The sequence below is a fragment of the Nitratireductor mangrovi genome (assembly GCF_007922615.2).
GTDB lineage: Bacteria > Pseudomonadota > Alphaproteobacteria > Rhizobiales > Rhizobiaceae > Mangrovimarina > Mangrovimarina mangrovi.
On sequence record NZ_CP042301.2, the window covers coordinates 1,191,687 to 1,215,043 of the forward strand.

A 23,357-nucleotide genomic window follows, 5' to 3' on the forward strand; every position below is an offset into this window, starting at 1 on the left:
CAGCGATGCCGGACGAAACCGCAAATCTTCTGCTGCCCTACCTGGCCCCGGAGCAGGCGCAAAAGCACGTCACCCACAACGAGGCACTGACCGCGCTCGACGCCGTGGTGCAACTCGCCGTCATCGACCGGAACCTGACAGCCCCGCCCGGCGATGCCACGGAGGGCGACCGCCATATCGTCGGCGATAGCGCCACCGATGCCTGGGAGAGCCACGACGGCAAGGTCGCCGCTTTCCAGGACGGCGCGTGGGCGTTCTACCAGCCCCGCGACGGCTGGCTTGCCTGGGTCATCGACGAGGCGCGGCTTTGCTACTGGACAGGCTCGGCCTGGGCCGACGTTGCCGACGCGATCGCCGCCCTTCAGAACCTCGCCCTGCTCGGGGTCGGCACTACGGCAGACGCGACAAACCCCTTCTCCGCCAAGCTCAACAAGGCGCTCTGGACCGCCAAGACCGTGGCCGAAGGCGGCGATGGCGATCTGCGCTACACCATGAACAAGGAAGGCGCGGCCGACGTGCTGTCGCTCCTGTTGCAGACCAACTGGTCAGGCCGTGCCGAGATCGGGCTGGTCGGCGACGACCAGTTGACAATCAAGGTCTCGCCGGATGGCTCGGACTGGAAGGAGGCGCTCCGCGCTGACGGCCAGACCGGTCGGCTTTCCTTCCCCAACACCAACCTTCTCTCTGACTATGCGGTCAGTTTGCTCCCCGACAGCGGCCGCTTCGCGGGAAACGCAGCCAAGACAAACACCGTCGGCGCGTTTTCCCTGCCCGCCTACCTTACACTCTATAACAGCTCGACGGCCGCCGACGCGGGCAAGTTCATCAGCGACAACAACGATTACGGCGGCACACAGGGCACCCTGCAGGCCACGGTCAAGGATCTGATCGACGGCATTCGCAGCCCGGCCCATCGCCGCCACGGGGTCGAGTTCCGCGTGGCGGAAATCACCATGGGGTCGGGGACGGCATCGACGCCTATCAACGTCGAGTCGACCAACTACTATCTCAGCGCACTACCGAGCTTCGGCCCGATGGTGCCGGCCATGACCTTCCATGCCTATATCCGCGCTATTGATGCGCCTGTGCTTTGGTCGCGGCAGGCGGGGCAGACGCTGATCGTCGATGGCGTCGACGGTACCGAGCATGCGCTCATCTCGCCGGCCGACGGCTGGGTGTCGGTCACTGTCCAGCACCTTACAGACCCGTATCTCAGCGTCGGATACCAGCCGAATTTGTGGTCCATCTACGCCGCAGCATCCGGGCATCGCTACCAGCTCGCCTGCCTGGCACTGATGGGCGGCATCACAAGAGTGGACGACAACATCGGCGTCATTGCAGGCATCAACCGCTGGCTGCCGTGAGGTGGGAGCGAAATTGAGCAAGGGAGCGCGGATGCCCGGAGCGTGAGCTCCGGAGGCGGGTCCGAGTTTGGCGACCTGGCCCGCCCGACAGCCACCAAGAATAACTGTCGCATCCGCGGCCCTTTCGGGCGGCGGCACTGTGGCTGATTCTCAAAGGCCCCATAATGGACATTGAAAGGGTTTTCACAGCCGTCGAGCCTGTGCGTCCTGTCGCAGGCTATGTCGGCGGCAAGCGGAGGCTCGCGGCCGAGCTCTGCGCACGAATCGCCGCCGTGCCTCACCGCACCTACGCCGAGCCGTTTGTCGGCATGGGAGGCGTCTTCTTCCGGCGCACCAAGGCGCCGCCCGCCGAGATCATCAATGATCGCAACGGCGAGGTCGCCAATCTCTTCCGCATTCTCCAGCGGCACTATCCGCAGTTCATGGACACGCTGCGCTTCCAACTGAGCTCGCGGCGCGAGTTCGATCGGCTCAAGGCCAGTGACCCGACGACACTCACCGACCTGGAGCGCGCCGGCCGCTTCCTTTACCTCCAGCGCCTGGCCTTCGGCGGCAAGGTGGCCGGCCAGAACTTCGGCGTCGATCCGCGCAGCGGTGGCGGCTTCAATCTCACCCGCCTGGAGCCGCTACTAGCGGAGGTTCACGATCGCTTGGCGGGCGTCGTCATCGAGCAACTGGGGTGGGCCGCGTTCATCGATCGCTACGACCGGCCGGAGACGCTCTTCTATCTCGATCCGCCCTATTGGGGCTCCGAGGACGACTACGGCCGGGGGATGTTCGGCCGCGACGAGTTCGAGGCAATGGCAGCGTGCCTGAAGACGCTCAAGGGCCGCTTCATCCTATCCATCAATGACGTTCCGGAAATCCGGCGCATCTTCGCCGGCTTCGCCCAGGACCCGGTGAGCCTGCTCTACTCGATCTCGGGCGGGAGAGGGACGCAGGCGAAGGAGCTGATCGTCAGCAGTTCGGTCATAGGGCGGCGACCAGCCAGATGACGAGGAGGATGACCGCCATCAGAGCCACGCCGCTCAGGCACCCACGCTTGCCTGGGCCCCATGGGTCAAAGTTCTCGTCGTCCAAAAGCCTTTCCCCGACTGAGGTTATCCGCACTCGTTAGACGCAAGTTAGTCTGATCCAAGCCAATTGGCCAACCACGACGATCAGTGCAATATGAGAGTCACGAGCCTCTACCGGCGCTGGATTCTTGGAAACTTCGACCATCCGAAACGAGCGCATGCGCTATCTGCGGATATGGATCAAGCTATGAAGCTGCCCGAGCTACCTTCACCGATTAAAGACGTAGTCAGAAAGAGGATCAGATCGGCGCCTGGATTCGTTCTACAGAAGCTGTTCGGCGCTGATGAAGTTCGCACCAGTTACTGGAGAGAGGCTGGATTCTTTGCGGTAATGTTCGGAGACCGAGCCTTTCAGAGAGATATAGAGAGATTGGAGCGCGAGTACGGAACGCCTTTGCCCAGCGTAGTCGCGATGCGAGCCGGTGACGTAGGATATATCCTGTCCGGCCGCATGATCATCCTCGGAGGGATCTGGACGGTTGTCGGCAACAAGCCGGCTTTTGGAGTAGGGCCGAAGGGCAGCGCCCTCATCACGAACGCTACTATAGATCAGACCGGCTTTAGGCGCATTAAGTACGATATTCAGGGCGTATTTTTGTATGGCGAGGAACTTTCGGATTCAGAAGCGGCCAGGGACTTAGAGGATGTATTGGTCCGGTCCACTTCGCCGCTCATACCGAGGAGTCCTTTGAATGCCGATTCCAGAGAGTGATTTTATTGAGTTCTTGGAATTGTGCGATGTGACTGACCGGCATACAGAACGCGAGTGTGCCCGGTATTTGGAGCACGCTGTGGTGGGGCTTCTTGATCGAACTCCCCATTGGATCGGAAGTCTGACGTTTGAACAGAGGAGTCCCTATGGCCGCAGCGATTTCATGATCGTTGCGGAGTTGATGTCTGACATGGGAACGCGAGAGCGGATTGTAGACATCTGGGAATTGAAGGCTCCTCAGTGCCCGATCATGCAGAGCGACAGCCAACTGCAACGTTTCCGTCCCTCGCAAGACCTAGTTTCCGCCGAGACTCAACTGATCCACTACGTGTATCAGGCACAGCGTGATGGCGATTTGCAGGAACGGTGGCAGATACGACGGCCGCAGAACATCCGCGCCGGTGGGATCATCATTGGACGCGACGGGAGGTGGTTGGGAGGGGGAGATGCTGAGCAGAACCGTCTGGCGGAAGAGTCTTTCGAGAAGAGGTCAGAGTGGCTCTATCGCCCATCTGCAATCCGCGTAAAGACTTGGGATAGAGTCCTCGACATCCTGAAACCCCAGGAAGGGGTTAGTGGGTAACGCATGTGCGGACGCATCTACATCAAGACGACGTTGCCGCAGATGCTGGCCAGCTTCGACTTCGCGAGCCGCGACCAGAGCGTCGACGGGCTGGCTAACCGCTTCCCGACATGGAACGGCCCGCCGTCGCTCGAATACCCGATCATTGTCCGCGACGTGGTCAGCGATGCTGGGCACCGGGGCCCGGTTTTCGTGTCGGCCCGCTGGGGTTTCGTTCCCTATTGGGCAAAGGAGGACAAGCCCAGCGGCCGTCCGCCGCCCAATAACGCCCGCTCCGAGACCGTCGCGACCTCCGGCATGTTCAAGCACGCCTATCGCTCACGGCGCTGCCTGATCCCGATCAGCGGGTTCTTCGAGTGGAAAGCGATCAAGGGTCAGAAGACCAAGCGGCCCTATGCCATCGCCATGGCCTCCGGAGAGCCGTTCTGCCTGGCGGGCATCTGGTCGGAGCGCAAGGACGCGGATGGTCTGCCCTTCCGCACCTTCGCCGTCATCACTTGCGGGCCTAACCAGATGATGGCCGAGATCCACGACCGAATGCCGGTGATCCTGCACGCGAAGGACCATGAGCGCTGGCTTTCGGCGGACGAGGATGTTGGCGAGCTGATGGTGCCGTTCCCGGCCGAGCTGATGACCTGCTGGCCGATCGACCGCAAGGTCGGCTCGCCGAGGAACGACACGCCCGACATCCTGGACGAGATCGAGGTGGAGGAGCCCGACCTGTTCTAGGCGGGCTCAAGCCGGGGGGCAGCGGGCGGGTTGAGAAAGGTTAGGGAGGGAGAATGGTCAGCAAAGGTGATGAAGAAGCCACAGAACGTGGCGAACCTGACGGAAAGTCTTGGTGGCTCTACGGGGCTGCAGCGGCCACAGTGATCTTCCTTGCAGTAGCAGCTATCATCGTAGGGCCGGTCGATTGGCAGCTGTGGGCGCGCCTACGCAACCTAAGTCTGAACGAGCTGGGGGATTTTCTTGCTGGCCTCTTCGCTCCGCTTGCCTTTGTATGGCTTGCCGCCGCGGTCGGCATCCAAGCGCAGGAACTGAAGTCGCAAAGGCGTGAATTGCGCCTTACGAGAAAAGAGTTTGAGCAGTCCAGGACAGTAGCTGAAGAGACCCGCAGGGAGATTGCTCAGCAGGCGGAAGCGGCGAGAAAGAACGCCGAGTTTGTTGGCCGACAGACAGAGATACTTGGACATCAGCTGGACCGGCAGGTGACGCAGGCCGCTGACGAAGAACTCTCTGAGATGCTGAGCCAGTTGGAGACGTTCCTCCGCGCGAGGTTCATGAGAAACGCTGCGTTCAAACGGCACGAGCGGACGTATCATTTCCTTACGGACGGCGTGCCTGCCGTGCGGAACGATTTTCTGGCAGCCAGCTCAGCCACAATCATTGGGGGCACCATCCTCTCGGAGGAATTTCGTAGCGGGCTGCTGGCCATAGATAACAGCACTCTGGCGCTTTTCGAGGAGCTGTCTGCGATCCTTCAGTCAATCGCGGACCTTCGCGGAAATGCGAGCGCCAGCACTTCGACTTTCCTCAATACGATGCGGTTCGACGATCTCCTGAAAGCTGTCGACGCTGTGCTCGGGCGCCGTGGCGCATCTCCCTGATGACGGGGACTTCGCCGACAATGAGAACGCCGCCGCTTCCATCGCGACAGCAAGAACCGGTGCCATTCGAAGTTGCGCACCGCGCCATTCGAAGTTGCGCGCTACAGATGGCCGAGTTCGTTCGAAAGACCGCTACGTGCAAAAATGGTGGGCGCGACAGGGATTGAACCTGTGACCCTTCGCGTGTGAAGCGAATGCTCTCCCGCTGAGCTACGCGCCCGCCGGGGCCTGGCCCCGAGACAGGCGGCGATATAGAGGCTGCGGCGTTTCGAAGTCAAGCACGTCGACGCGCGGGGTGGCGGTGGCTTATGCGCCAGTCGTTGCCCTGATCAGCTCGGCGGCGAGCGCCGGCGTCAGCTCGTCGAAATGTCCGATCACCCGCGACGGCTCCAGCTCGCGCACATGGACGTCGGAATAGCCGTGTTCGACGGCGATTACCGGGATTCCGGCGGCTTTCGCGGTCGTCACGTCGTTGCGGGAATCGCCGATCATCACCGCACGTTCCGGGTCGGCGCCGGCAAGCGCGATGGTCTCGGTCAGGTGGCGCGGGTCGGGTTTGCGGAAGGCGAAGCGGTCCGCGCCGCAGACGGCGGCAAAGCGCCGCGCAAGCCCGAGAGAGGCGAGCAGCCGCTCGCTCATCCCTTGCGGCTTGTTGGTGCAGATCGCCAGACGATAGCCGGCGGCCTCCAGCCGGTCGAGCGCTGCGAGAGCGCCGTCATAGGGCAACGACAGGCCGGGAATGCTCTCGTCATAGTGGCGCAGGAAGACCTCGATCATCGCCGGCACGCGGCCGGCGTCGAGCGGCATTTTGCGCGCGGCGTGCACGCGCTCGATCATCGCCTTGCCGCCAAGCCCGGCATAGGCGCGCATCAGGTGCGGCTCGACCGGGTCGACGCCGTGTTCGGCGAGCGTATGGTTGAGGCTCGCGACCAGATCGGCCGCGGTGTCGACCAATGTGCCGTCGAGGTCGAAGACGATGGCCGGCGGCCTCTCGCTCATGCAGGTGCTCTCTTCTGGTTGCGCCGTGCGGTACCCGGCAGCGGGTGGCGTAGCCGGGCACAGTGCTTGGCGCAACCCCCGGCACGGCGGCGCGAAAGCCTTTGCCCTGCCGGCCGGAAGTGATAGGAGCAGCCACGAAGTGGGGTTTGGCACGCTCGGCATGGACCAGAGGCTGCAGAAGATCGAGGCGGCGCGCGCGGCGCTGGAGCATGTCGAGGACGGCACCGTCATCGGCATCGGCACCGGCTCGACGGCGGAGGAGTTCGTGCGCCTGCTGGCGGCGAAGGTCGCCGACGGGCTGATGGTTACCGGTGTGCCGACGTCTGAACGCACCGCCACGCTCTGCCGCGAGCTCGGCGTGAACCTCACCACCCTCGATGAAGCGCCGCGGCTGGCGGTGACGGTCGACGGCGCCGACGAAGTCGGCCCCGGCCTGGCGCTGATCAAGGGCGGCGGCGGCGCGCTGCTGCGCGAAAAGATCGTGGCGGCCGCGTCCGACCGCATGGTGGTGATCGCCGATGCCAGCAAGCTTGTCGACACGCTCGGCCGCTTCCCGCTGCCGATCGAGGTCAACAGGTTCGGTCTCGGCGCGACGCAGCGCGCCATTGAGGGCGTTGCCGACCGGCTCGGCCTGGCCGGTGCGCTGGCCTTGCGCATGGGCGGCGATGAGCCCTTCGTCACCGATGGCGGCCACCTCATCATCGATGCATCTTTTGGCCGCATTCCCGATCCAAGAGCGCTTTCCGACGCGCTTCACGCCATTCCGGGCGTGGTCGAGCACGGCCTGTTTCTCGATCTGGCAAGCGTTGCTATCATCGCCGGGGAAAACGGCGTCAGCACAAAAGAAATCACCCGATAGAGAGGGAGTTACGTCAGTCATGACAATCCATCACAAGGCGCGCCGCGCGGCCGCGGCCATCGTTGCGGTCGTGGCGATCGGCCTCACGTTGCCGGCCAGCGCGCAGGACGTGTCCGAGAGCCATCTCCAGGCGGCGCGCGCGGCGATCGGCTCGCTCAACGCGACCGAGGAGTTCGACGACATCCTGCCGGCGGCGGCGCAGGCGCTGAAGGCGGAACTGATCCAGAAGGATCCCAATCTGCAGGGGCTGATCATCGAGGTGGTTGACCAGCAGGCGCTGAAGCTGGCGCCGCGGCGCGGCGATCTCGAGCGCGAAGCAGCCCTTGCCTATGCACGCACCTTCACCGAGGACGAGCTGAACGGCATCGCCCAGTTCTACACCTCGGCCCCCGGCATCGCCTTCAAGACCAAGAGCCCGCTGGTGACGCGCGACCTGCTGCAGGCCGCCGACATCTGGCAGAAGGGGCTCGCCCGCGATCTGGCGGTCGCCGTCAACGAGGAAATGAAAAAGCGCGCCGGCGGCGGCGAGGCGGCGTCTGACTGAGCATCGGCGAACGCGTTTCCGCAAAAAGCCCGGCAATTGGTGCCGGGCTTTTCGCGTCGGGCGACTGTTGGAGCATTCCATGCGTTTTGCCGGTGCTCGCTTGTACCTAGATGAGTCAGAGGGCCGGCAGCGGGACAGGTGACATGGCGGAATACGACTACGACCTCTTCGTGATCGGCGGCGGTTCGGGCGGTGTGCGCGCCGGCAGGGTCGCCGCTTCGCTCGGCAGGAAGGTCGCCATCGCCGAGGAGTACCGCTATGGCGGCACCTGCGTCATCCGCGGCTGCGTGCCGAAGAAGCTTTTCGTGTACGCCTCGCAGTTCCCCGAGCATTTCGAGGATGCCGCCGGTTATGGCTGGACCGTGCCCGACGTCAGCTTCGACTGGCCGACGCTGATCGCCAACAAGGATGCGGAGATCGCGCGGCTGGAAGGGCTCTACCGCAAGGGGCTCGACAATGCCGGCGCCGAAATTCTCGATTGCCGCGCCGAACTGGTCGACCGCCACACCGTGCGCCTCGTCGGGCTCGACCGCACGGTGACGGCGCAGACGATCCTGATCGCCACCGGCGGACGGCCCAATCCGCACGCCGCGCTGCCGGGGCACGAACTCTGCATCTCGTCGAACGGGGCCTTTCACCTCGAAACCCTGCCGCGCTCGATCGTGATCGCCGGCGGCGGCTACATCGCGGTCGAGTTCGCCAACATTTTCCACGGGCTCGGCGTCGAGACGACGCTGGTCTATCGCGGCAAGGAAATTCTTGGCCGCTTCGACATGGATTTGCGCCGGTCGCTGCACGAAACCATGGAAAAGAAGGGCATCCGCATCCTTTGCCACACTATCTTCGAGAAGATCGGGAAGCGCGACGACGGACGTGTTGACGCGCACCTGTCGAACGGGGAGGTGCTTGCGGTCGACCAGGTGATGCTGGCGCTCGGCCGCCTGCCCAACACCGAAGGGCTCGGGCTGGAAGCCGCGGGGGTCGAGACCGGCAAGCGCGGCGAGATCGTGGTCGACAAGTTCTCGCGCACCAGCGCCGACAACATCTACGCGATCGGCGACGTCACCGACCGGGTGCAGCTTACCCCGGTCGCCATCCACGAGGCGATGTGTTTCGTCGAGACAGTGTTCAGGGACAATCCCACCGCGCCGGACCTTGACGATGTCGCCACCGCCGTCTTCTCGCAGCCCGAGATCGGCACCGTCGGCCTGTCCGAGGACGATGCGGCCGGGCGCTTCGACGAGATCGAGGTCTACCGCGCCAGCTTCCGGCCGATGCGTCACACGCTCTCGGGGCGCGACGAAAAGATGCTGATGAAGCTCGTCGTCGACGCATCCTCGGGCCGCGTCGTCGGCGCCCACATCCTTGGTCCCGACGCCGGCGAAATGGCCCAAATCCTCGGCATCGCGGTCAAGGCGCGGCTCACCAAGGCTGATTTCGACCGCACCATGGCCGTGCATCCGAGTGCCGCCGAGGAACTCGTCACGATGTACCAGCCGACCTATCGCGTCAGGAACGGCGAGCGGCTTGACTGAGCCGTCAGCGCCGTAGTTCCCCGCGCAACAACCAGTCGATCACCGGCGGCCACAGCGTCTCGGCGAAACGCGAGCGGAAGAAGCCGAGATGGCCGACCGGCTCGCCGCCCGCATCTTGCGGCCCCAGCGCCAGCCGCTCGATGGGCGCGTTGCGGTAAAAGCCGAGCAGCGCCTCGACTGCTTTCTCGGTGCCCCAAGGGTCGTCGGGGTGACGAACCGCAAGGATCGGCGTCGTGACCGCCTCGAAGCGGTCGGTCTCCGGCAAGCCGGGGTCCGACATGAAATAGTCGGGGCTGCGGCACCAGCGCGCCCAGTCACGGTAGATCGTGGCCGGGATCGCTTCGCCGAGCCCCATGAAGGGTAAGGTGCGCCCGGCAAGCGTCGTCACCGGCAGTCCCAGCGCATTCATAGCCAGAAACACCTTCAGCGGATTTTGCATGTTGCGCCAGTAGCCGGAAAGCGCTGCGACCATGGCGTAGCGCTCGAAACGGTCGGCAACCCCGCAAATGCCCAGTGCCTGCCCGCCGAAGGACTGGCCCACCCCGACCACCGGTCGTCCGGGCGCATGGCTTTCCAGCGCGGCAAGGGCCGCCGGCATGTCCTTGAGGCCCCAGTCCTTCATGCGCAAAGCGCCGCGCCAACCGGGCGGTTTCGGCGAGCCCGGCATGCCGCGGTAGTCATAGGCAAGTACGGCGCCGGCGCCGGCTTCGACCAGGGCGCGGGCGAACTTGGCGTAGTAGCCGCTCGGCACACCCGTTGCCGCCGAGATCAGGACCAGCGGTCCCTGGCCCGGGCCAGTCGCCAATGTGCCGCGAAGCGGGAAGCCGTCCGAGGCGTCGAACGAAACATCGCGCGCTTCATCCAATGGGCTTGCTTCGAGGCTTCCGCGTTCCCGCCGGGCCGCGCCGCTTGCACTCGCCATGAACCGGGTCTCCGCCGATCGTTGACTTCGGCAGCGACCCTACCATTGACGTTAACGTCAAAGTCAATATCGGCTATGGCTGGTCTGCGAGAAGCCAGGAGATAACCGGCGGCCATAGGCTGGCGGCGAACCGCTCCTTGAAAAAACCGAGATGGCCGATGTGGTCGGTACCGGCATTTTCCGGCGAAAACCGCAACTGGCTCCAGCTTGCCCCCGAGAAATGGCCGACCAGCGACCGTGTCGCTCGCTCGGTCGACCAGGGGTCGTCGGTGGTGCTGACTGCGAGGATCGGGATGCCGATGCGCTCGAAACGGGCAATGTCGGCCAGCGCCGGATCATCGAAGAGAAAGCCTGGACGACGGCACCAGCGCGCCCAGTCTCGGAAGACGCTGCCCGGCAGCGTTTCGCCGATGCCGAGCCAGCCCGGAGCTTCGCCGACGATGCGGGTGAGGGGGGCGCCGATGAAATTCATCGCCAGATAGAGGCGCAGGGCCTCGTCGGTCAGCCGCAGATAGCCATTGGCCGAAGCGACCATCGCGAAACGCTCGAAACGCAGCGCCTGCGGACACAGCCCCAGCATGGTGCCGCCGATCGACTGACCGACGCCGAGCAGCTTGCGGCCCGGATGCAGCCGCATCAGCAGTTCGGCCGCGGCGGCCATGTCACGGTGGCCCCAGTCCTTCATGTTGATGCGGCCCTGCCACGCGGGTGGTCGCGCCGATCCGCCGACGCCGCGAAAATCGTAGGTCAGGACGACCGCCGCGCCGGCGTCGAGAAGGGCCTGTGCGAAGGCGCCATAAAAATCGCGGCGCACCGCCGTGGCACTGGAGATCAGCACCATCGGACCGGAGGCGCCGGGGCGCGAATAGAGCGTTCCGCGCAACGGGAAGCCATCCGCGGCCTCGAACATGATGGTCGCGATCTCGGGGGGGCGGACTACAGGGGCGGCAGGCACGGCGTTTCTCGCAAGCGCGCGACGCGCCATCGGTGTGGGCAGGATCATCGAAATGCGATAGCCGGCCCGGGGCGGGTGCTCCGTGCGCTATTTCACACTCGCGGCGCGAAGGGTGGCCCTGCCGACACCTCCCGCCAAGGCTTGCGCCGACAGAGCGGCTTGCCTATGCGGGCAGGCATGGTTTCAGGCAGATCCTCGTCCGTGCCACCGCAAGACGGGCTGGTGGCCTATTTCGGCTACGGCTCGCTCGTCAATCGCGCCACCCACCGCACGGCGATCGTCGACGCGCTGCCGGCGCGCCTGCTCGGCTGGCGGCGCTACTGGCGCGCGCGTCCCGACATGCCCGGCTTTCCCGCCGCTCTGCTGACGGTCCGGCGCCAGCCGGACGCCGCGTGCGACGGTCTGCTCGTCATCGACCGCGCAGAAAACCTCGCCGCGGTCGATGCCCGCGAGGCGCGTTACCGGCGCGTCGCGTTGAGCGCGTCCGACATGCGGCTTGACCGTGAATTGCCGCCAGACTGCCCGGTCTTCGTCTACGAGGCGGAACCTGACCTGCCGCTGCATCCCGAACCGCCGGCGATCCTGCGTTCCTATCTCGACGCCGTGCTGCAGGGTTTCCTGGTCGAGCATGGCGAGGAAGGCCTCCTGCGTTTCGTGGCCGAGACGGATGGTTTCGATATGCCGATCCACGAGGATGGCGATCGCCCAGTCTATCCGCGCGCCGTCGAACTGTCGGCGCGGGAACGGGCCCTGTTTGCCCAACTCCTGTTGCGCGGCGGGCACCGATAGTCGACATCGCGGCGCCGGATTACGGGGTGGCACGGGCGCCATGCTTCCTGTATAGGGCTGCATCCCGTAAACTGGGAGGTGAGGGCCGCGGGGCTGCCGCGCGACGACAAGGTGCTGTCATGACGAAGAAATGGTCTCCGAATTCCTGGCGCAACAAGCCGATCTGCCAGGTGCCGGCCTACCCAGACGCACAGGTGCTGGCGGAAACCGAAAAGCAGCTCGGCACCTATCCGCCGCTGGTTTTTGCAGGTGAGGCGCGCAAGCTGAAAAAGCAGCTCGCAGCCGTTGCCGAGGGCCAGTCCTTCCTGCTCCAGGGCGGCGACTGCGCCGAAAGCTTCGCCGAGCATGGCGCCGACAACATCCGCGACTTTTTCCGCGTCTTCCTGCAGATGGCGGTCGTGCTGACCTTTGCCGGTTCGCAACCGGTCGTGAAGGTCGGTCGCATCGCCGGCCAGTTCGCCAAGCCGCGTTCGTCGGATAACGAAACCAAGGACGGTGTGACGCTGCCGAGCTATCGCGGCGACATCATCAACGGCATCGAGTTCGACGAGACCGCGCGCGTGCCCGATCCGGGTCGCCAGAAGATGGCCTACCGCCAGTCGGCCGCCACGCTCAACCTGCTGCGAGCCTTCGCCCAGGGTGGTTTCGCGAGCCTGGAAAACACGCACAAATGGATGCTCGGATTCGTCTCCGACAGTCCGCAATCGGAGCGTTATCAGCTGGTTGCTGACCGCATCACCGAGACGATCGACTTCATGCGCGCCGTCGGCATCACCTCGGAGACCAACTATTCGCTGCGCGAGACCGATTTCTACACCAGCCACGAGGCGCTTCTGCTCGGCTACGAGGAAGCGCTGACGCGCGTCGATTCCACCTCGGGCGACTGGTACGCCACCTCCGGCCACATGATCTGGATCGGCGACCGCACCCGCCAGCCCGACCATGCCCATGTCGAGTATTGCCGGGGCATCAAGAATCCGCTCGGCCTGAAATGCGGCCCTTCGCTGACGCCGGACGGCCTGCTCGAATTGATCGACCTGCTCAATCCCGAGAACGAGCCGGGCCGGCTGACGCTGATTGCCCGCTACGGCTCCGACAAGGTCGCAGACCATTTGCCGAAGCTGATCCGGGCGGTCGAGAAGGAAGGCCGCAAGGTGGTCTGGTCGTGCGATCCGATGCACGGCAACACGATTACCCTCAACAGCTACAAGACCCGGCCTTTCGATCGCATCCTTCAGGAGGTCGAGACCTTCTTCGAGGTTCACCGCGCCGAGGGTACGCATCCGGGTGGCATTCACGTCGAGATGACCGGCAAGAACGTCACCGAATGCACCGGCGGCGCCCGCGCCATCTCGGCCGAGGATCTGCACGACCGCTACCACACCCATTGCGACCCGCGGCTCAATGCGGAACAGGCGATCGAACTCGCCTTCCTGGTCTCGGAACTTCTCAAGAAGGGCCGCAACGGCGTCAGTGCCCAGCAACAGGTCGTCAATCTGTAGCCCTGGCCGCTGCGGCCATCAGCCATTGTCACGGCCGGCGCCTCACGCGCCGGCTGCTTTGTTTGGCGCTCCGAAAATGCCGATCAGAGCGGTATTGAATTCTTAACCTTGCGCCCATGCGGCAGCGGCGCTTCAAGCATCGATTAAGCCCACGCGACTAGTCTTTGCCCGATTGTATTGGGGCAGGAATGGCAGGAACACGCGTGAGCGGCCGGCAAACGGAGCAATGGCGCGGTGCAGCGCTGCTTGGCGGCGGCTGCTTAGTGCTGGCGGCGATCTCGATCGCGCTTTCGCGTATCGAAGGCGGCATCGCTTCGCTCTGGCTGGCCAACGCCTTCGCCATCGCGATGCTTGCTACCCGCGCCCGGCGCCCGGGCTTGCTCGAAACGGGGGCCGTCCTCGCGGGTTCCTTGTGTGCCAATCTTCTCTTTGCGACGCCGTGGACGGTCGCCGTGCCGCTGTCGGTAGCCAATACTGTCGAGGTCGGGCTCTCCGTCTTCCTCATCAGGCTGTGGCTCCGCGGCCCTGCCGGCGTCTCGGCTGAGGACATGGCGGTCGTCTTTCTGGCCGGCGCCGCCGGCGTGCCGACGCTGATTGGAGCGCTGGTCTCGGCCTATATGGACTGGGCCGCGGGTTGGCCGGTCACAACAACCTTCGTCTCCTGGTTCGGCGGCAGTGTCCTTGGCGCCGCAATGGTCATGCCGGTCATGCTGCTTGTGAGCCGACAGGAGCTGGCGCGCTACGCTTCTGCGCGCGCGCTTGCCGTGTTCCTGGCCCTCGCCATGATCGCTGCCACGGTCAGCACACTCAGCATGGCCCACGTCTACTATCCGCTATTCGTCATCGGCCTGATGCTGCTGGCCGTCGCCGTGCAGCGTTCCGCGGTCGAGACCGCGCTCCTGGCGTTTGTCAGCGGGGCAACCGTCATTGCCGAGGTCGCTCTCGGTCTGGTGCCGGGGCTCGACGACGGCGCGGCGGCCTTTGCCGGCCGTTTCCAGCCGACCCTCGCCATCACGGTGGCGCTGCCCGTCTATCTGAGCCTTCTTGTCCAGCGCAGCCGCGCCGACCGGCGCCGGGTGGCCGAAAGCGAGCAGCTGTTCCGGCGCGCCATGGAGGATTCGGCCATCGGCATGGCGATCGTCGAGCTCGACGGCCGCATCCGCAAGGCCAACCGCGCGCTCGCCGAGATGCTCGGCTACACGCCCGAAACGCTCGCGGGCAAGGCCTTCTTCGAGCTTTCCCATCCTGACGATGCCGAGATCGGGCCCAGCTTCATGGACGAGGTTCTCGCAGGAAAACGTGATACCTACCGCTTCGAAAAGCGGTATCTGCGCCGCGATGGCTCGGCGGTCTGGACACAACTCGCCGGTTCGGTGATCCGCGACTCCGATACGGGCCGGCCGGAATACATGATCGCGCAGGTCGAAAACATCGACGAACGGAAGAAGGCTTCCGAGACAGTCGCCGAAGCCGAAAGCCGCTGGAATTTTGCCCTTTCCAGTGCACGCCAGGGGGTCTGGGACCTCGATCTGCGCAAGGGCCGCACCTACTATTCCGCGATGTGGAAGGAAATGCTCGGCTACCGCGAGAACGAGCTGTGCGAGGACGATCCTGACCTTTGGCTTTCGCTGATCCACCCCGACGACCGCCAGAAGGCGCTCGATCTCGAAAGCGACCATATCGTGGGCAATTCGTCATACTTCGAGGCCGAGTTCCGCATGCGGCACAAGGATGGCCATTGGGTCTGGGTTCTCGACCGCGGCAAGACCATCGAGCGCGACGAGAACGGCCGCACGGTGCGCGCCATCGGCACCCACACCGACATCACGCCGCAAAAGGAGGCCCAGGCCAGGATCGCCGCGACGGCGGCCGCGCTCGAGTCGGAAAAGGAGCGCCTGCGGGTGACACTGCATTCGATCGGCGATGCGGTCATCTGTTCGGATGCCGAGGGTCGGGTGACCTTCATGAACCCGGCCGCCGAAATGCTGACCGGCCACGCCTCCGTTGCGGCGGTCGGTCGGCCGCTGCGCGACATCTATCAACCCCGTGACGAGGAAACGGGCGAGGCGGTCATGCTGTCACGCAATGAAGAAGACGGCGATGCACATGGGCGCATCTTCATCGAACGGGCCGACGGCGCACGTTCCAGCATCCGCCACGTTATCTCGCCGATCGTCACCGGGGAGGGGCGGCGCGACGGCTACGTGATCGTTTTCCAGGACTTCACCGACGCGCGCACACTGCAGCGCCAGCTCGTCCACGCCGCCAGCCACGATTCGCTCACCGGCCTGTCCAACCGGGCGCATTTCATGGCCACCATGCGCGCTTTGTTGGAGGAGACTCGGCAGGAGCCCGGTACGCAGCACCAGTTGCTCTTCATCGACCTCGATCGTTTCAAGGAGGTCAACGACACCGCCGGGCACATGGCCGGCGACGCCTTGCTGAAGCGGATCGCCACGACCTTGCGCGGCTGCGTGCGGCGCAACGACTTCGTCGCCCGACTCGGCGGCGACGAATTTGCCATTGTCCTCAAATATTGCGGACTGGAGGAAGCCGAACGCGAGGCGGAAATGGTCGTGCGTGCCATCGGCGGAGTCCCCTTTGAGTGGGAAGGCCAAACTCATCATGTCGGCGCCAGCATCGGCATCGCCTCGCTCGCCTCGAACGTCGCCGACGTCGACGACGTCATCGCCTTTGCCGATCGCGGCTGCTACGCCTCCAAGGCGGCCGGGCGCGGCACGGTCCGGGTCTGGCGGCCGGAGGACGGCGGCGAGGTCGAGCCGCTGAAGGTGGCCGGCACCAGGTGAGCCGGCAATTCCGGTCTTTCAGTTCTCCTGACAATGCCGTGAATATTTTGCGCTTTGGTCGATCGCATGCCGCGCTTACGCTCGCATGAGGAGGCGAGCATGGACGATATCCATTCCGGCGGCTGTCTTTGCGGCGCGGTGCGGTTTCGCGCTCGCGGGCCGCTGCGCGGTGTCATCTTCTGCCATTGCGGCCAGTGTCGCCGCCAGTCGGGGCATATTTTCGCGGCCACCAACGTTACCACCGATCGGCTCCAGGTCGCGGGCGCGTGCCATCTCACCTGGTACCGTTCCTCCGACATGGCCGAGCGTGGCTTCTGCCGGATGTGCGGATCGGCGCTGTTCTGGAAACGCGGCGGTGCTGCGGATATCTCCGTCATGGCCGGCGCCTTCGACGCCCCGGGGCGCCTCAAGGCCGAGGCCCATATCTTCGTCGCCGACAAGGCAGATTATTACGACATCGGGGATGGCTTGCCGCAACACGCGCGCTCCATGGCCTCGGTGAAGGTCGCGGGTGACTGAACGATGTTCGGTTGATCGTCGCCAGTTGGTGAACGAAGAGTCTGCCTGCTGGCGACTGAAATTGTCTCTTCGAGCGCGTATATCGGTGGCATGACAACGCTTCCGACACTTTTTCTTTCGCATGGCGGCCCGAACATCGTCACCGACGATAGCGAGGCGCGCGATTTCCTGAAGGGGCTCTCCGGATTGCTCCCGCGCCCAAAGGCGATCGTGATCGCATCGGCGCATTTCGAGACCGGCGGCGTCTCGGTGGTGACCGACCCGAACCCGGACATGATCTACGATTTCGGCGGCTTCGCGCCCGAGCTTTACCAGATGGTCTACCCGGCGCCGGGTGCCCCCGAGATGGCCGAACGGGTCTTCGAACGGCTTGACGCAGCCGGGCTGGAACCGTCGCGCATTACGCAGCGCGGCTATGATCACGGCACCTGGACGCCCTTGCTTCTCGCCTATCCGCAGGCGGATATCCCGGTGCTCCAGGTGTCGATCGACCCGGACCGCGATGCGCGCTGGCATTTCGCCGTCGGCCGGGCGCTGGCCGGATTGCGCGAGGAGGACATCCTCGTCATCGGCTCCGGCCACATCACGCACAATCTGCGCGCGGTGTTTTCGGCCATGCGCGGCGGCATGGCGCCGGATCCGGCCATGGCAGGAATGGTCGCGGCCTTCACCGACTGGTTCGCGCAACATCTTGCTGCCGGCGACATCGAGACCTTGCTCAACTGGAAGCGCGCCGCACCGTTCGTGCGCGAGAACCACCCGAGCGACGAGCATCTGATGCCGATCTTCTTCGCACTTGGCGCGGCGGGAGCAAACGCGAAGGGCGAGCGGGTACATGCGTCGCGCCAGTTTGGCTTCTTCGCCTTTGATGCCTATCTCTTCGGTTAAGCGGCTGGAATCCCATCGCCTGCCACTTGACCTGAACGGGCGGAGCCCGCGCATCATCAGCACCAGATCCCGGACCGTGCCATGAACGACCGCAACGAGGCCGATCTACTGACCCGAGCGGGGCTTCCCGACGACCTTCGCTATCTGGTCGATAAATACCCGCGCTCGGACTGGGCCGCGCATGACAACATCGGCGGCATGGCGCAGTTCTGGCTGCAGCGCCACGACATGTTCCGCGAACTGGGCGGGCTCTTGACCAACGGCATCGGCGAATATCGCGAAGGCCGCATGACGGCGCCCGACTTCGCGCAATGGTTCGCGCCGCGGCTCAATTTCTTCCTCGGTCACCTCGACGGGCATCACAACGTCGAGGATCAGCATTATTTCCCGGCCTTTGCCCGCGCCGAACCGCGCCTCAAGCGCGGCTTCGACATTCTCGACAGCGACCATCACGCCATCCACGAGGCGCTTGAACTCAATGCCGAGGCCGCCAATGGTTTCCTGCGTGCGCTTGAGGAGAGCGCGGACCGGCAGCGTTTTGCCGCCGACGCCTATGCCGAGGCCAATGCCCGCCTGGTGGCGATGCTTGCCCGCCATCTCGACGACGAGGAGGATCTGATCATCCCGCTGATCCTCGACCGTGGCGACACCGGCCTTCCTGTCTGAGGCCTGTCATGAGTGAGGCACCCGGGGGCGAACCGACGCTTGCCTGAAATATAGGCTGCCGCCCATAATCGCCTGCGCTCGCAAGCCCGCTTCGCGGCTGCAACGCGCCAGGGGAGGGCCGGTCATGATGTCATTCGCAGCGATCCGCAAGCGTGCCGCCAGCCGCAAGGGCGGGGAGGACGCACTTGCCACCTTGCTGCCGCCCGTGGCCGACAATGCCATGGTCGCAAGGCTCGGCGACGACCGTATCCTGTCGACCATGGCCAACCGGGTGTTTTCGGCCGGCTTCGTGTGGAGCGTGATCGAGCAGAAATGGCCGGGCTTCGAGGAAGCCTTCCTCGGTTTCGACCCGAAGCGGCTCCTGTTCCAGCCGGACGAGTTCTGGCACGACCTCGCCGGCGACAAGCGCATCGTGCGCAATCCCCAGAAGATCAAGTCGGTGCGTGAGAACGCCATCTTTGTCGACCGAATCTCGAGCGAACATGGCGGCTTCGGCAGATATCTGGCTGAATGGCCTGCCGACAACCAGGTCGGCCTGATGGCGTGGCTCGGCAAGAATGGCAGCCGGCTTGGCGGCAATACCGGGCAATATTTCCTGCGCTGGATCGGCTGGGACGGTTTCATCGTCTCGCGCGACTTTGCCGCCGCCCTGCGCGACGCCGGGCTCGACATCGCCGAGAGCCCGACCTCGAAAAAGGACCTCGCCGCCATCCAGGCCCAGCTCAACAGCTGGAAAGCCGAAACCGGCCTGCCATACCTGCATCTGTCGCGCATCCTCGCCATGTCGATCGGCGAGAACCACTCCGCTGAATCGCTTCGCGACTATATGGGCGAGTGACACAGGCCATACGCTCCCGCGACCCAAGCCTGCCCCGCGCGGTTCGTTCGTTTTTTCGCTGATCTGTCGCTGCCCTTCCGGTGGGCGCCCCGAGCCTTGCCTTGTGGAGCCGTATGGCGGCAGGCTGAAAGGCGTGATACAAGTAAAGAACGCCATCGGGAGTGTGGACAATGCCTCGCATCGCAACCATGTTCTTCAAATTCGCCGTCGTGTTCTTGCTGTTGGGCATATTGATGGGATTGCAGATGGCTATCTCGGGTAATCACAATGTCATCGGTGCGCATGCGCACAGCAATCTTCTAGGCTGGGTAACAAGTGCTGTATTCGGCGGTTATTACGCGCTCAATCCAGCCAAAGCAGAAACAAGATTGGCCGGCATTCATTTCTGGATATACACGGTTTCGATAGCGATCATGATACCGGCTCTCTATCTGTTCTATCTCGGCTATCAAGCTGTCGAACCGTTGCTGCCGATCACTTCGATTGCCGCACTCGTGGCAGTGCTTGTCTTCGCGGTGGTCGTGTACGCGCCCGCCGTGCCAAGCTCGGGCAGGGCGAAGCTGTCGCCGGCGGAGTAACGGTTCTCCGCCCCGATCTGAGATTGGGCTCGGCTGGAACCTTGTCCTAGCCCGCCTCGCTTTCGCTGCTTGGCCGCTGCGCCCTCACGCCCGCCGGCCACGCCCTCGGCGCGCATCCGGTTGCCAGCCGCCGGTGCGCGCGCTAGAGGCGATGCATGACAACGCCGCCGTCCATTCTCCGCATCGCCACCGCGCAGCTGAACCCGACCGTCGGCGACATCGCCGGCAACCTCGAAAAGGCGCGGGCAGCGCGCGCCGATGCCGCGCGCCACGGCGCCGAACTGGTGCTTTTCACCGAGCTTTTCATAGCTGGTTACCCCCCGGAAGACCTGGTCCTGAAGCCGGCCTTCGTCGAGGCTTGCGAGAAGGCGGCGCGCGACCTTGCCGCCGACACCGCCGATGGCGGGCCCGGCATCATCCTGGGAACGCCGCTCAGGCGCGAATCCGGCCTCCACAACGCCGTGATCATCGCCGACGGCGGCCAGGTCATCGGCGAGCGCTACAAGATCGACCTGCCCAATTACGGCGAGTTCGACGAAAAGCGCGTCTTCGTCGCCGCCCCGCATATGCCGGGTCCGGTGAATTTTCGCGGCGTGCGGCTCGGCATCCCGGTCTGCGAGGACATCTGGGGCGATCTCGGCGTCTGCGAGACGCTGGCCGAATCCGGCGCCGAGATCCTGCTGGTGCCGAACGGCTCGCCCTATTACCGCGGCAAGGTCGACGTCCGCCATCAGGTCGTGATCCGCCAGGTGATCGAGAGCGGCCTGCCGATCCTCTACGCCAACCAGCTCGGCGGCCAGGATGAGCTCGTCTTCGACGGCGCTTCCTTCGCCATCGGCGCCGACAAGTCGCTCGCTTTCCAGATGAGCCAGTTCGAGGAGGCGGTGTCGGTTTCGACCTGGAAGCGCGATGGCGACGGTTGGGTCTGCGACACCGGCCCGATGTCGCAGATTCCCGACCCAGAGGAGGCCGACTACCGCGCCTGCATGCTGGGCCTGCGCGACTACGTCAACAAGAATGGCTTCAAGAACGTGGTTCTGGGCCTTTCCGGCGGCATCGATTCGGCGATCTGCGCGGCCTTGGCCGTCGACGCGCTCGGCGAGGAAAGGGTGAGGGCGATCATGATGCCCTACACCTACACCTCGAAGGACTCGCTGAAGGACGCCGAGGATTGCGCCCGCGCGCTCGGCTGCCGCTACGACATCGTGCCGATCTTCGAGCCGGTCGAAGGTTTTTCGCATGCTCTGACGCAGCTTTTCGAAGGCACGCAGCAAGGCATCACGGAGGAAAACCTGCAAAGCCGCGCACGCGGCACCATCCTGATGGCGGTCTCCAACAAGTTCGGCTCGATGGTGATCACCACCGGCAACAAGTCGGAAATGTCGGTCGGCTACGCCACGCTCTACGGCGACATGAATGGCGGTTTCAATCCGATCAAGGACCTCTACAAGATGCAGGTCTATGCGCTGTCACGCTGGCGCAACGCCCAGGTGCCGCCCGGCGCTTTCGGTCCGACCGGCGAGGTGATCCCGCAAAACATCATCGACAAGGCGCCCTCGGCCGAGCTTCGGCCTGACCAGACCGACCAGGACTCACTGCCGCCCTATCCGGTGCTCGACGACATCCTCGAATGTCTGGTCGAAAACGAGATGGGCGTCGACGCGATCGTGGCGCGCGGACATGACCGCGAGACAGTGCACAAGGTCGAGCACCTGCTCTATGTCGCCGAATACAAGCGCCGCCAGGCCGCCCCCGGCGTGAAGATCACGAAGAAGAATTTCGGCCGCGACCGGCGCTACCCGATCACCAACCGCTTCCGCGACCGCGACTGAGCGGCGCGTCGCGACGGGCGAACTACGATCATTCCGGCAAGGCGACGCAGCCTTGCCAAAAGGCCGACCGGCGCTGCCAGCGGCAAGGAACGCTGGCGGCGGATCGTTTCGCCGAGCGCATCGAGTTCGCGGATGCGGGTGACATGCTCGGCGCAGCCGCAGCCCTCGCCAAGCGCGACGTTCTGCAGGTAGAAACGCTCGAAGCTCGGCTGTTTCACAAACCTTCTCCCCTGCCGCATTCTAGCACGTCGGCGAGCGTTCGACGACCGCCGCGGGTTTCTGTCCGTGCATCAACCCGGCGCCTCGCCGCCCTCCGTCGCGTCGCGGCTGTGTCGCACATGATCGACGATGCCCCAGTCGCGTGCCTCCTGCGCGGTCATGAAGTGGTCGCGGTCGAGCGTCGTCTCGACCTCTTCGAGCGTTCGGCCGCAATGTTTGGCGTAGAGCCCGTTGATGCGCTGCTTGACCTTGATGATGTCACGTGCGTGGCGCTCGATGTCGGAAGCCTGGCCCTGAAACCCGCCCGAAGGCTGGTGCAGCAGGATCGAGGCATTGGGCAACGCGAAGCGCATGCCGGCTTCGCCGGCCATCAGCAGGAAGGAACCCATGGAACGTGCGGTGCCGAGGCAGAGGGTGGCCACCGGCGGCTTGATGAACTGCATCGTGTCGTAGATCGAAAACCCGCTGGTCACCACGCCGCCGGGCGAGTTGATGTAGAAATGGATCGGCTTTGTCGGGTTCTCGGCTTCCAGAAACAGCATCTGCGCCGTGATCAGTGCGGCCGAATTGTCGTCGACCATGCCGTTGAGGAAAACTATGCGCTCGCGCAGCAGGCGCGAGAAGATGTCGAAGGAACGCTCGCCGCGCGCCGTCTGCTCGACGACCATGGGGACGAGTTGCATCGTGTCGCGCATCGGCGATCTCCTGTCGGCTGTGGGAATAGGTGGAGGACCGTCAGGCCGCGGAGGCGAGCGGCGGGCCGTTCATGTTGGCGGCACGCGGTGCGCGGGCCGGCGCCTCGTGGGTAAGACGAAACCAGGTGGCACCGTCGCCGGCCGGAGCGATCTCCACGGTGACGCGGGAGACGCTCGCAGCCGCTCCCGCGCCGTCGCGCCAGCGATAGACGACCCGGCCTTCGTCCGGCGCGCTTTCCTCGATCGCAAAGCCGGGCTCACTGCCGTCTCGATGGTCCGCCGAGGCATCGTCCGGCGTCGCGCCGAGCCAGTCTGCCGCCAGTTCGGGCACGGTCAGCGCGCGCCACACGGTCTGCGGCGGCGATGCGAGGATGTCCTCGACCACCACTTCGTCCTCGTCTCGCGCTTCCGGGCCGCCCTGCGTCAGTGGTCCATCTCCTTCAGCAGCGCCTTCAGGCGGTCGAGCCTTTGCGGCCAGAACGCCCGATAGCGCTCGATCCAGTCGAACAGCGGCAAGATGCCGTCCGGCTCGGCCGAATAGTTGACGTGGCGCCCGACCTTGCGCTCGCGCACCAGTCCGGCCTTACGCAGCACGGCAAGGTGCTGCGAGATCGCCGGCTGCGAGATAGCGATGCCTTGGCGCAGCTCGGTCGCGTTCATCTCGCCCTGCGCCAGCCGTTCGAACACGGCGCGGCGGGTCGGGTCGGCAAGCGCCCGGAAGATCTCGGTCTCGTTCATGGATAAAAGATAAGCATAGACTTATCTGTTGCGCAAGGCCGGCCTTGCGGGTCGGCCAGCGCCTTGCAGCCCGCGGCAACGCCTTAACTTTTCCACAAGCCGCCTTAGAATGCATGGTGGCTTGGGTTGT

General features: G+C 64.6%; 25 protein-coding genes and 1 tRNA gene. 18 read left to right on the forward strand and 8 right to left on the reverse strand.

Annotated features, from left to right (window positions below):
• Positions 1-5 precede the first annotated feature (5 nt).
• The 6 genes from FQ775_RS05850 to FQ775_RS05875 all read left to right on the forward strand — a co-directional run bounded on the left by FQ775_RS05850 (position 6) and on the right by FQ775_RS05875 (position 5,342).
• On the forward strand, positions 6-1,364 hold the full coding sequence (locus FQ775_RS05850) for a DUF2793 domain-containing protein (protein WP_167812777.1): 1,359 nt from the start codon (positions 6-8) through the stop codon (positions 1,362-1,364).
• Positions 1,365-1,528: 164 nt separating this feature from the next.
• On the forward strand, positions 1,529-2,359 hold the full coding sequence (locus FQ775_RS05855) for a DNA adenine methylase (protein ID WP_146300605.1): 831 nt from the start codon (positions 1,529-1,531) through the stop codon (positions 2,357-2,359).
• 268 nt (positions 2,360-2,627) lie between these two features.
• Entirely contained in the window at positions 2,628-3,152 is a 525-nt protein-coding gene (locus FQ775_RS05860) for a hypothetical protein (protein WP_146300604.1), read from the forward strand.
• Positions 3,133-3,735 carry a Shedu immune nuclease family protein gene (locus tag FQ775_RS05865; protein WP_146300603.1) on the forward strand — a complete coding sequence of 201 codons (603 nt, stop codon included), beginning with the start codon at positions 3,133-3,135 and terminating at the stop codon, positions 3,733-3,735. The genes FQ775_RS05860 and FQ775_RS05865 overlap by 20 nt, the downstream gene beginning before the upstream one ends.
• A gap of 3 nt (positions 3,736-3,738) precedes the next feature.
• Entirely contained in the window at positions 3,739-4,464 is a 726-nt protein-coding gene (locus FQ775_RS05870) for an SOS response-associated peptidase (protein WP_146300602.1), read from the forward strand.
• A 53-nt stretch (positions 4,465-4,517) separates the two neighbouring features.
• Positions 4,518-5,342: a hypothetical protein gene (locus FQ775_RS05875; RefSeq protein ID WP_146300601.1), complete on the forward strand. Its 825-nt coding sequence runs from the start codon at positions 4,518-4,520 to the stop codon at positions 5,340-5,342.
• A 145-nt stretch (positions 5,343-5,487) separates the two neighbouring features.
• Here FQ775_RS05875 and FQ775_RS05880 read toward each other — a convergent pair.
• Both FQ775_RS05880 and gph read right to left on the reverse strand, forming a co-directional pair.
• Positions 5,488-5,562, reverse strand: a tRNA-Val gene (locus FQ775_RS05880).
• Between the two features lie 86 nt (positions 5,563-5,648).
• A complete protein-coding gene (gene gph / locus FQ775_RS05885) occupies positions 5,649-6,341 on the reverse strand; it encodes a phosphoglycolate phosphatase (RefSeq protein ID WP_146300600.1) in 693 nt (230 codons plus the stop codon).
• 160 nt (positions 6,342-6,501) lie between these two features.
• Here gph and rpiA point away from each other — a divergent pair, with 160 nt between their 5' ends.
• From rpiA to gor, 3 genes are all read left to right on the forward strand, one after another.
• Complete coding sequence (gene rpiA / locus FQ775_RS05890; protein WP_146302020.1) at positions 6,502-7,200, forward strand: ribose-5-phosphate isomerase RpiA; 699 nt, start codon at positions 6,502-6,504, stop codon at positions 7,198-7,200.
• 19 nt (positions 7,201-7,219) lie between these two features.
• Positions 7,220-7,744, forward strand: a complete 525-nt coding sequence (locus FQ775_RS05895) for a DUF2059 domain-containing protein (RefSeq protein WP_146300599.1) — start codon at positions 7,220-7,222, stop codon at positions 7,742-7,744.
• Between the two features lie 143 nt (positions 7,745-7,887).
• Positions 7,888-9,279: a glutathione-disulfide reductase gene (gor, locus tag FQ775_RS05900; RefSeq protein WP_146300598.1), complete on the forward strand. Its 1,392-nt coding sequence runs from the start codon at positions 7,888-7,890 to the stop codon at positions 9,277-9,279.
• A 4-nt stretch (positions 9,280-9,283) separates the two neighbouring features.
• Here the strand turns inward: gor and FQ775_RS05905 are convergent, their stop codons facing one another.
• Positions 9,284-10,144 carry an alpha/beta hydrolase family protein gene (locus FQ775_RS05905; protein WP_246730277.1) on the reverse strand — a complete coding sequence of 287 codons (861 nt, stop codon included), beginning with the start codon at positions 10,142-10,144 and terminating at the stop codon, positions 9,284-9,286.
• A 130-nt stretch (positions 10,145-10,274) separates the two neighbouring features.
• Positions 10,275-11,156, reverse strand: a complete 882-nt coding sequence (locus FQ775_RS05910) for an alpha/beta hydrolase family protein (RefSeq protein WP_167812778.1) — start codon at positions 11,154-11,156, stop codon at positions 10,275-10,277.
• 201 nt (positions 11,157-11,357) lie between these two features.
• Between FQ775_RS05910 and FQ775_RS05915 the strand changes: the two genes are divergently transcribed.
• The 9 genes from FQ775_RS05915 to FQ775_RS05955 all read left to right on the forward strand — a co-directional run bounded on the left by FQ775_RS05915 (position 11,358) and on the right by FQ775_RS05955 (position 21,575).
• Positions 11,358-11,945, forward strand: a complete 588-nt coding sequence (locus FQ775_RS05915) for a gamma-glutamylcyclotransferase family protein (protein ID WP_246730278.1) — start codon at positions 11,358-11,360, stop codon at positions 11,943-11,945.
• 119 nt (positions 11,946-12,064) lie between these two features.
• Complete coding sequence (locus FQ775_RS05920; RefSeq protein WP_146300594.1) at positions 12,065-13,447, forward strand: class II 3-deoxy-7-phosphoheptulonate synthase; 1,383 nt, start codon at positions 12,065-12,067, stop codon at positions 13,445-13,447.
• A 203-nt stretch (positions 13,448-13,650) separates the two neighbouring features.
• Positions 13,651-16,254, forward strand: coding sequence for a PAS domain S-box protein (locus FQ775_RS05925; RefSeq protein WP_167812779.1), 2,604 nt, complete (start codon positions 13,651-13,653; stop codon positions 16,252-16,254).
• Positions 16,255-16,353: 99 nt separating this feature from the next.
• Positions 16,354-16,773, forward strand: coding sequence for a GFA family protein (locus FQ775_RS05930; protein ID WP_146300592.1), 420 nt, complete (start codon positions 16,354-16,356; stop codon positions 16,771-16,773).
• A 90-nt stretch (positions 16,774-16,863) separates the two neighbouring features.
• Entirely contained in the window at positions 16,864-17,661 is a 798-nt protein-coding gene (locus FQ775_RS05935; RefSeq protein ID WP_146300591.1) for a DODA-type extradiol aromatic ring-opening family dioxygenase, read from the forward strand.
• An 81-nt stretch (positions 17,662-17,742) separates the two neighbouring features.
• A complete protein-coding gene (locus FQ775_RS05940) occupies positions 17,743-18,327 on the forward strand; it encodes a hemerythrin domain-containing protein (RefSeq protein WP_146300590.1) in 585 nt (194 codons plus the stop codon).
• A 124-nt stretch (positions 18,328-18,451) separates the two neighbouring features.
• On the forward strand, positions 18,452-19,165 hold the full coding sequence (locus tag FQ775_RS05945) for a DNA-3-methyladenine glycosylase I (RefSeq protein ID WP_246730279.1): 714 nt from the start codon (positions 18,452-18,454) through the stop codon (positions 19,163-19,165).
• Positions 19,166-19,335: 170 nt separating this feature from the next.
• Positions 19,336-19,743 (forward strand): hypothetical protein, encoded by a 408-nt coding sequence (locus FQ775_RS05950; protein ID WP_146300589.1) that lies wholly within the window; start codon positions 19,336-19,338, stop codon positions 19,741-19,743.
• Between the two features lie 155 nt (positions 19,744-19,898).
• Positions 19,899-21,575 (forward strand): NAD+ synthase, encoded by a 1,677-nt coding sequence (locus tag FQ775_RS05955; protein ID WP_146300588.1) that lies wholly within the window; start codon positions 19,899-19,901, stop codon positions 21,573-21,575.
• Here the strand turns inward: FQ775_RS05955 and FQ775_RS05960 are convergent.
• The 4 genes from FQ775_RS05960 to FQ775_RS05975 all read right to left on the reverse strand — a co-directional run bounded on the left by FQ775_RS05960 (position 21,539) and on the right by FQ775_RS05975 (position 23,227).
• Positions 21,539-21,793 (reverse strand): hypothetical protein, encoded by a 255-nt coding sequence (locus tag FQ775_RS05960; RefSeq protein WP_146300587.1) that lies wholly within the window; start codon positions 21,791-21,793, stop codon positions 21,539-21,541. The genes FQ775_RS05955 and FQ775_RS05960 overlap by 37 nt on opposite strands.
• Before the next feature lie 72 nt (positions 21,794-21,865).
• The gene (locus FQ775_RS05965) at positions 21,866-22,489 is read right to left on the reverse strand and encodes an ATP-dependent Clp protease proteolytic subunit (protein ID WP_146300586.1); all 624 of its coding nucleotides are present in this window, start codon (positions 22,487-22,489) and stop codon (positions 21,866-21,868) included.
• Between the two features lie 40 nt (positions 22,490-22,529).
• Positions 22,530-22,874, reverse strand: coding sequence for an SRPBCC family protein (locus FQ775_RS05970; protein ID WP_246730280.1), 345 nt, complete (start codon positions 22,872-22,874; stop codon positions 22,530-22,532).
• Between the two features lie 38 nt (positions 22,875-22,912).
• Positions 22,913-23,227, reverse strand: coding sequence for an ArsR/SmtB family transcription factor (locus tag FQ775_RS05975; protein ID WP_146300584.1), 315 nt, complete (start codon positions 23,225-23,227; stop codon positions 22,913-22,915).
• Positions 23,228-23,357 lie beyond the last annotated feature (130 nt).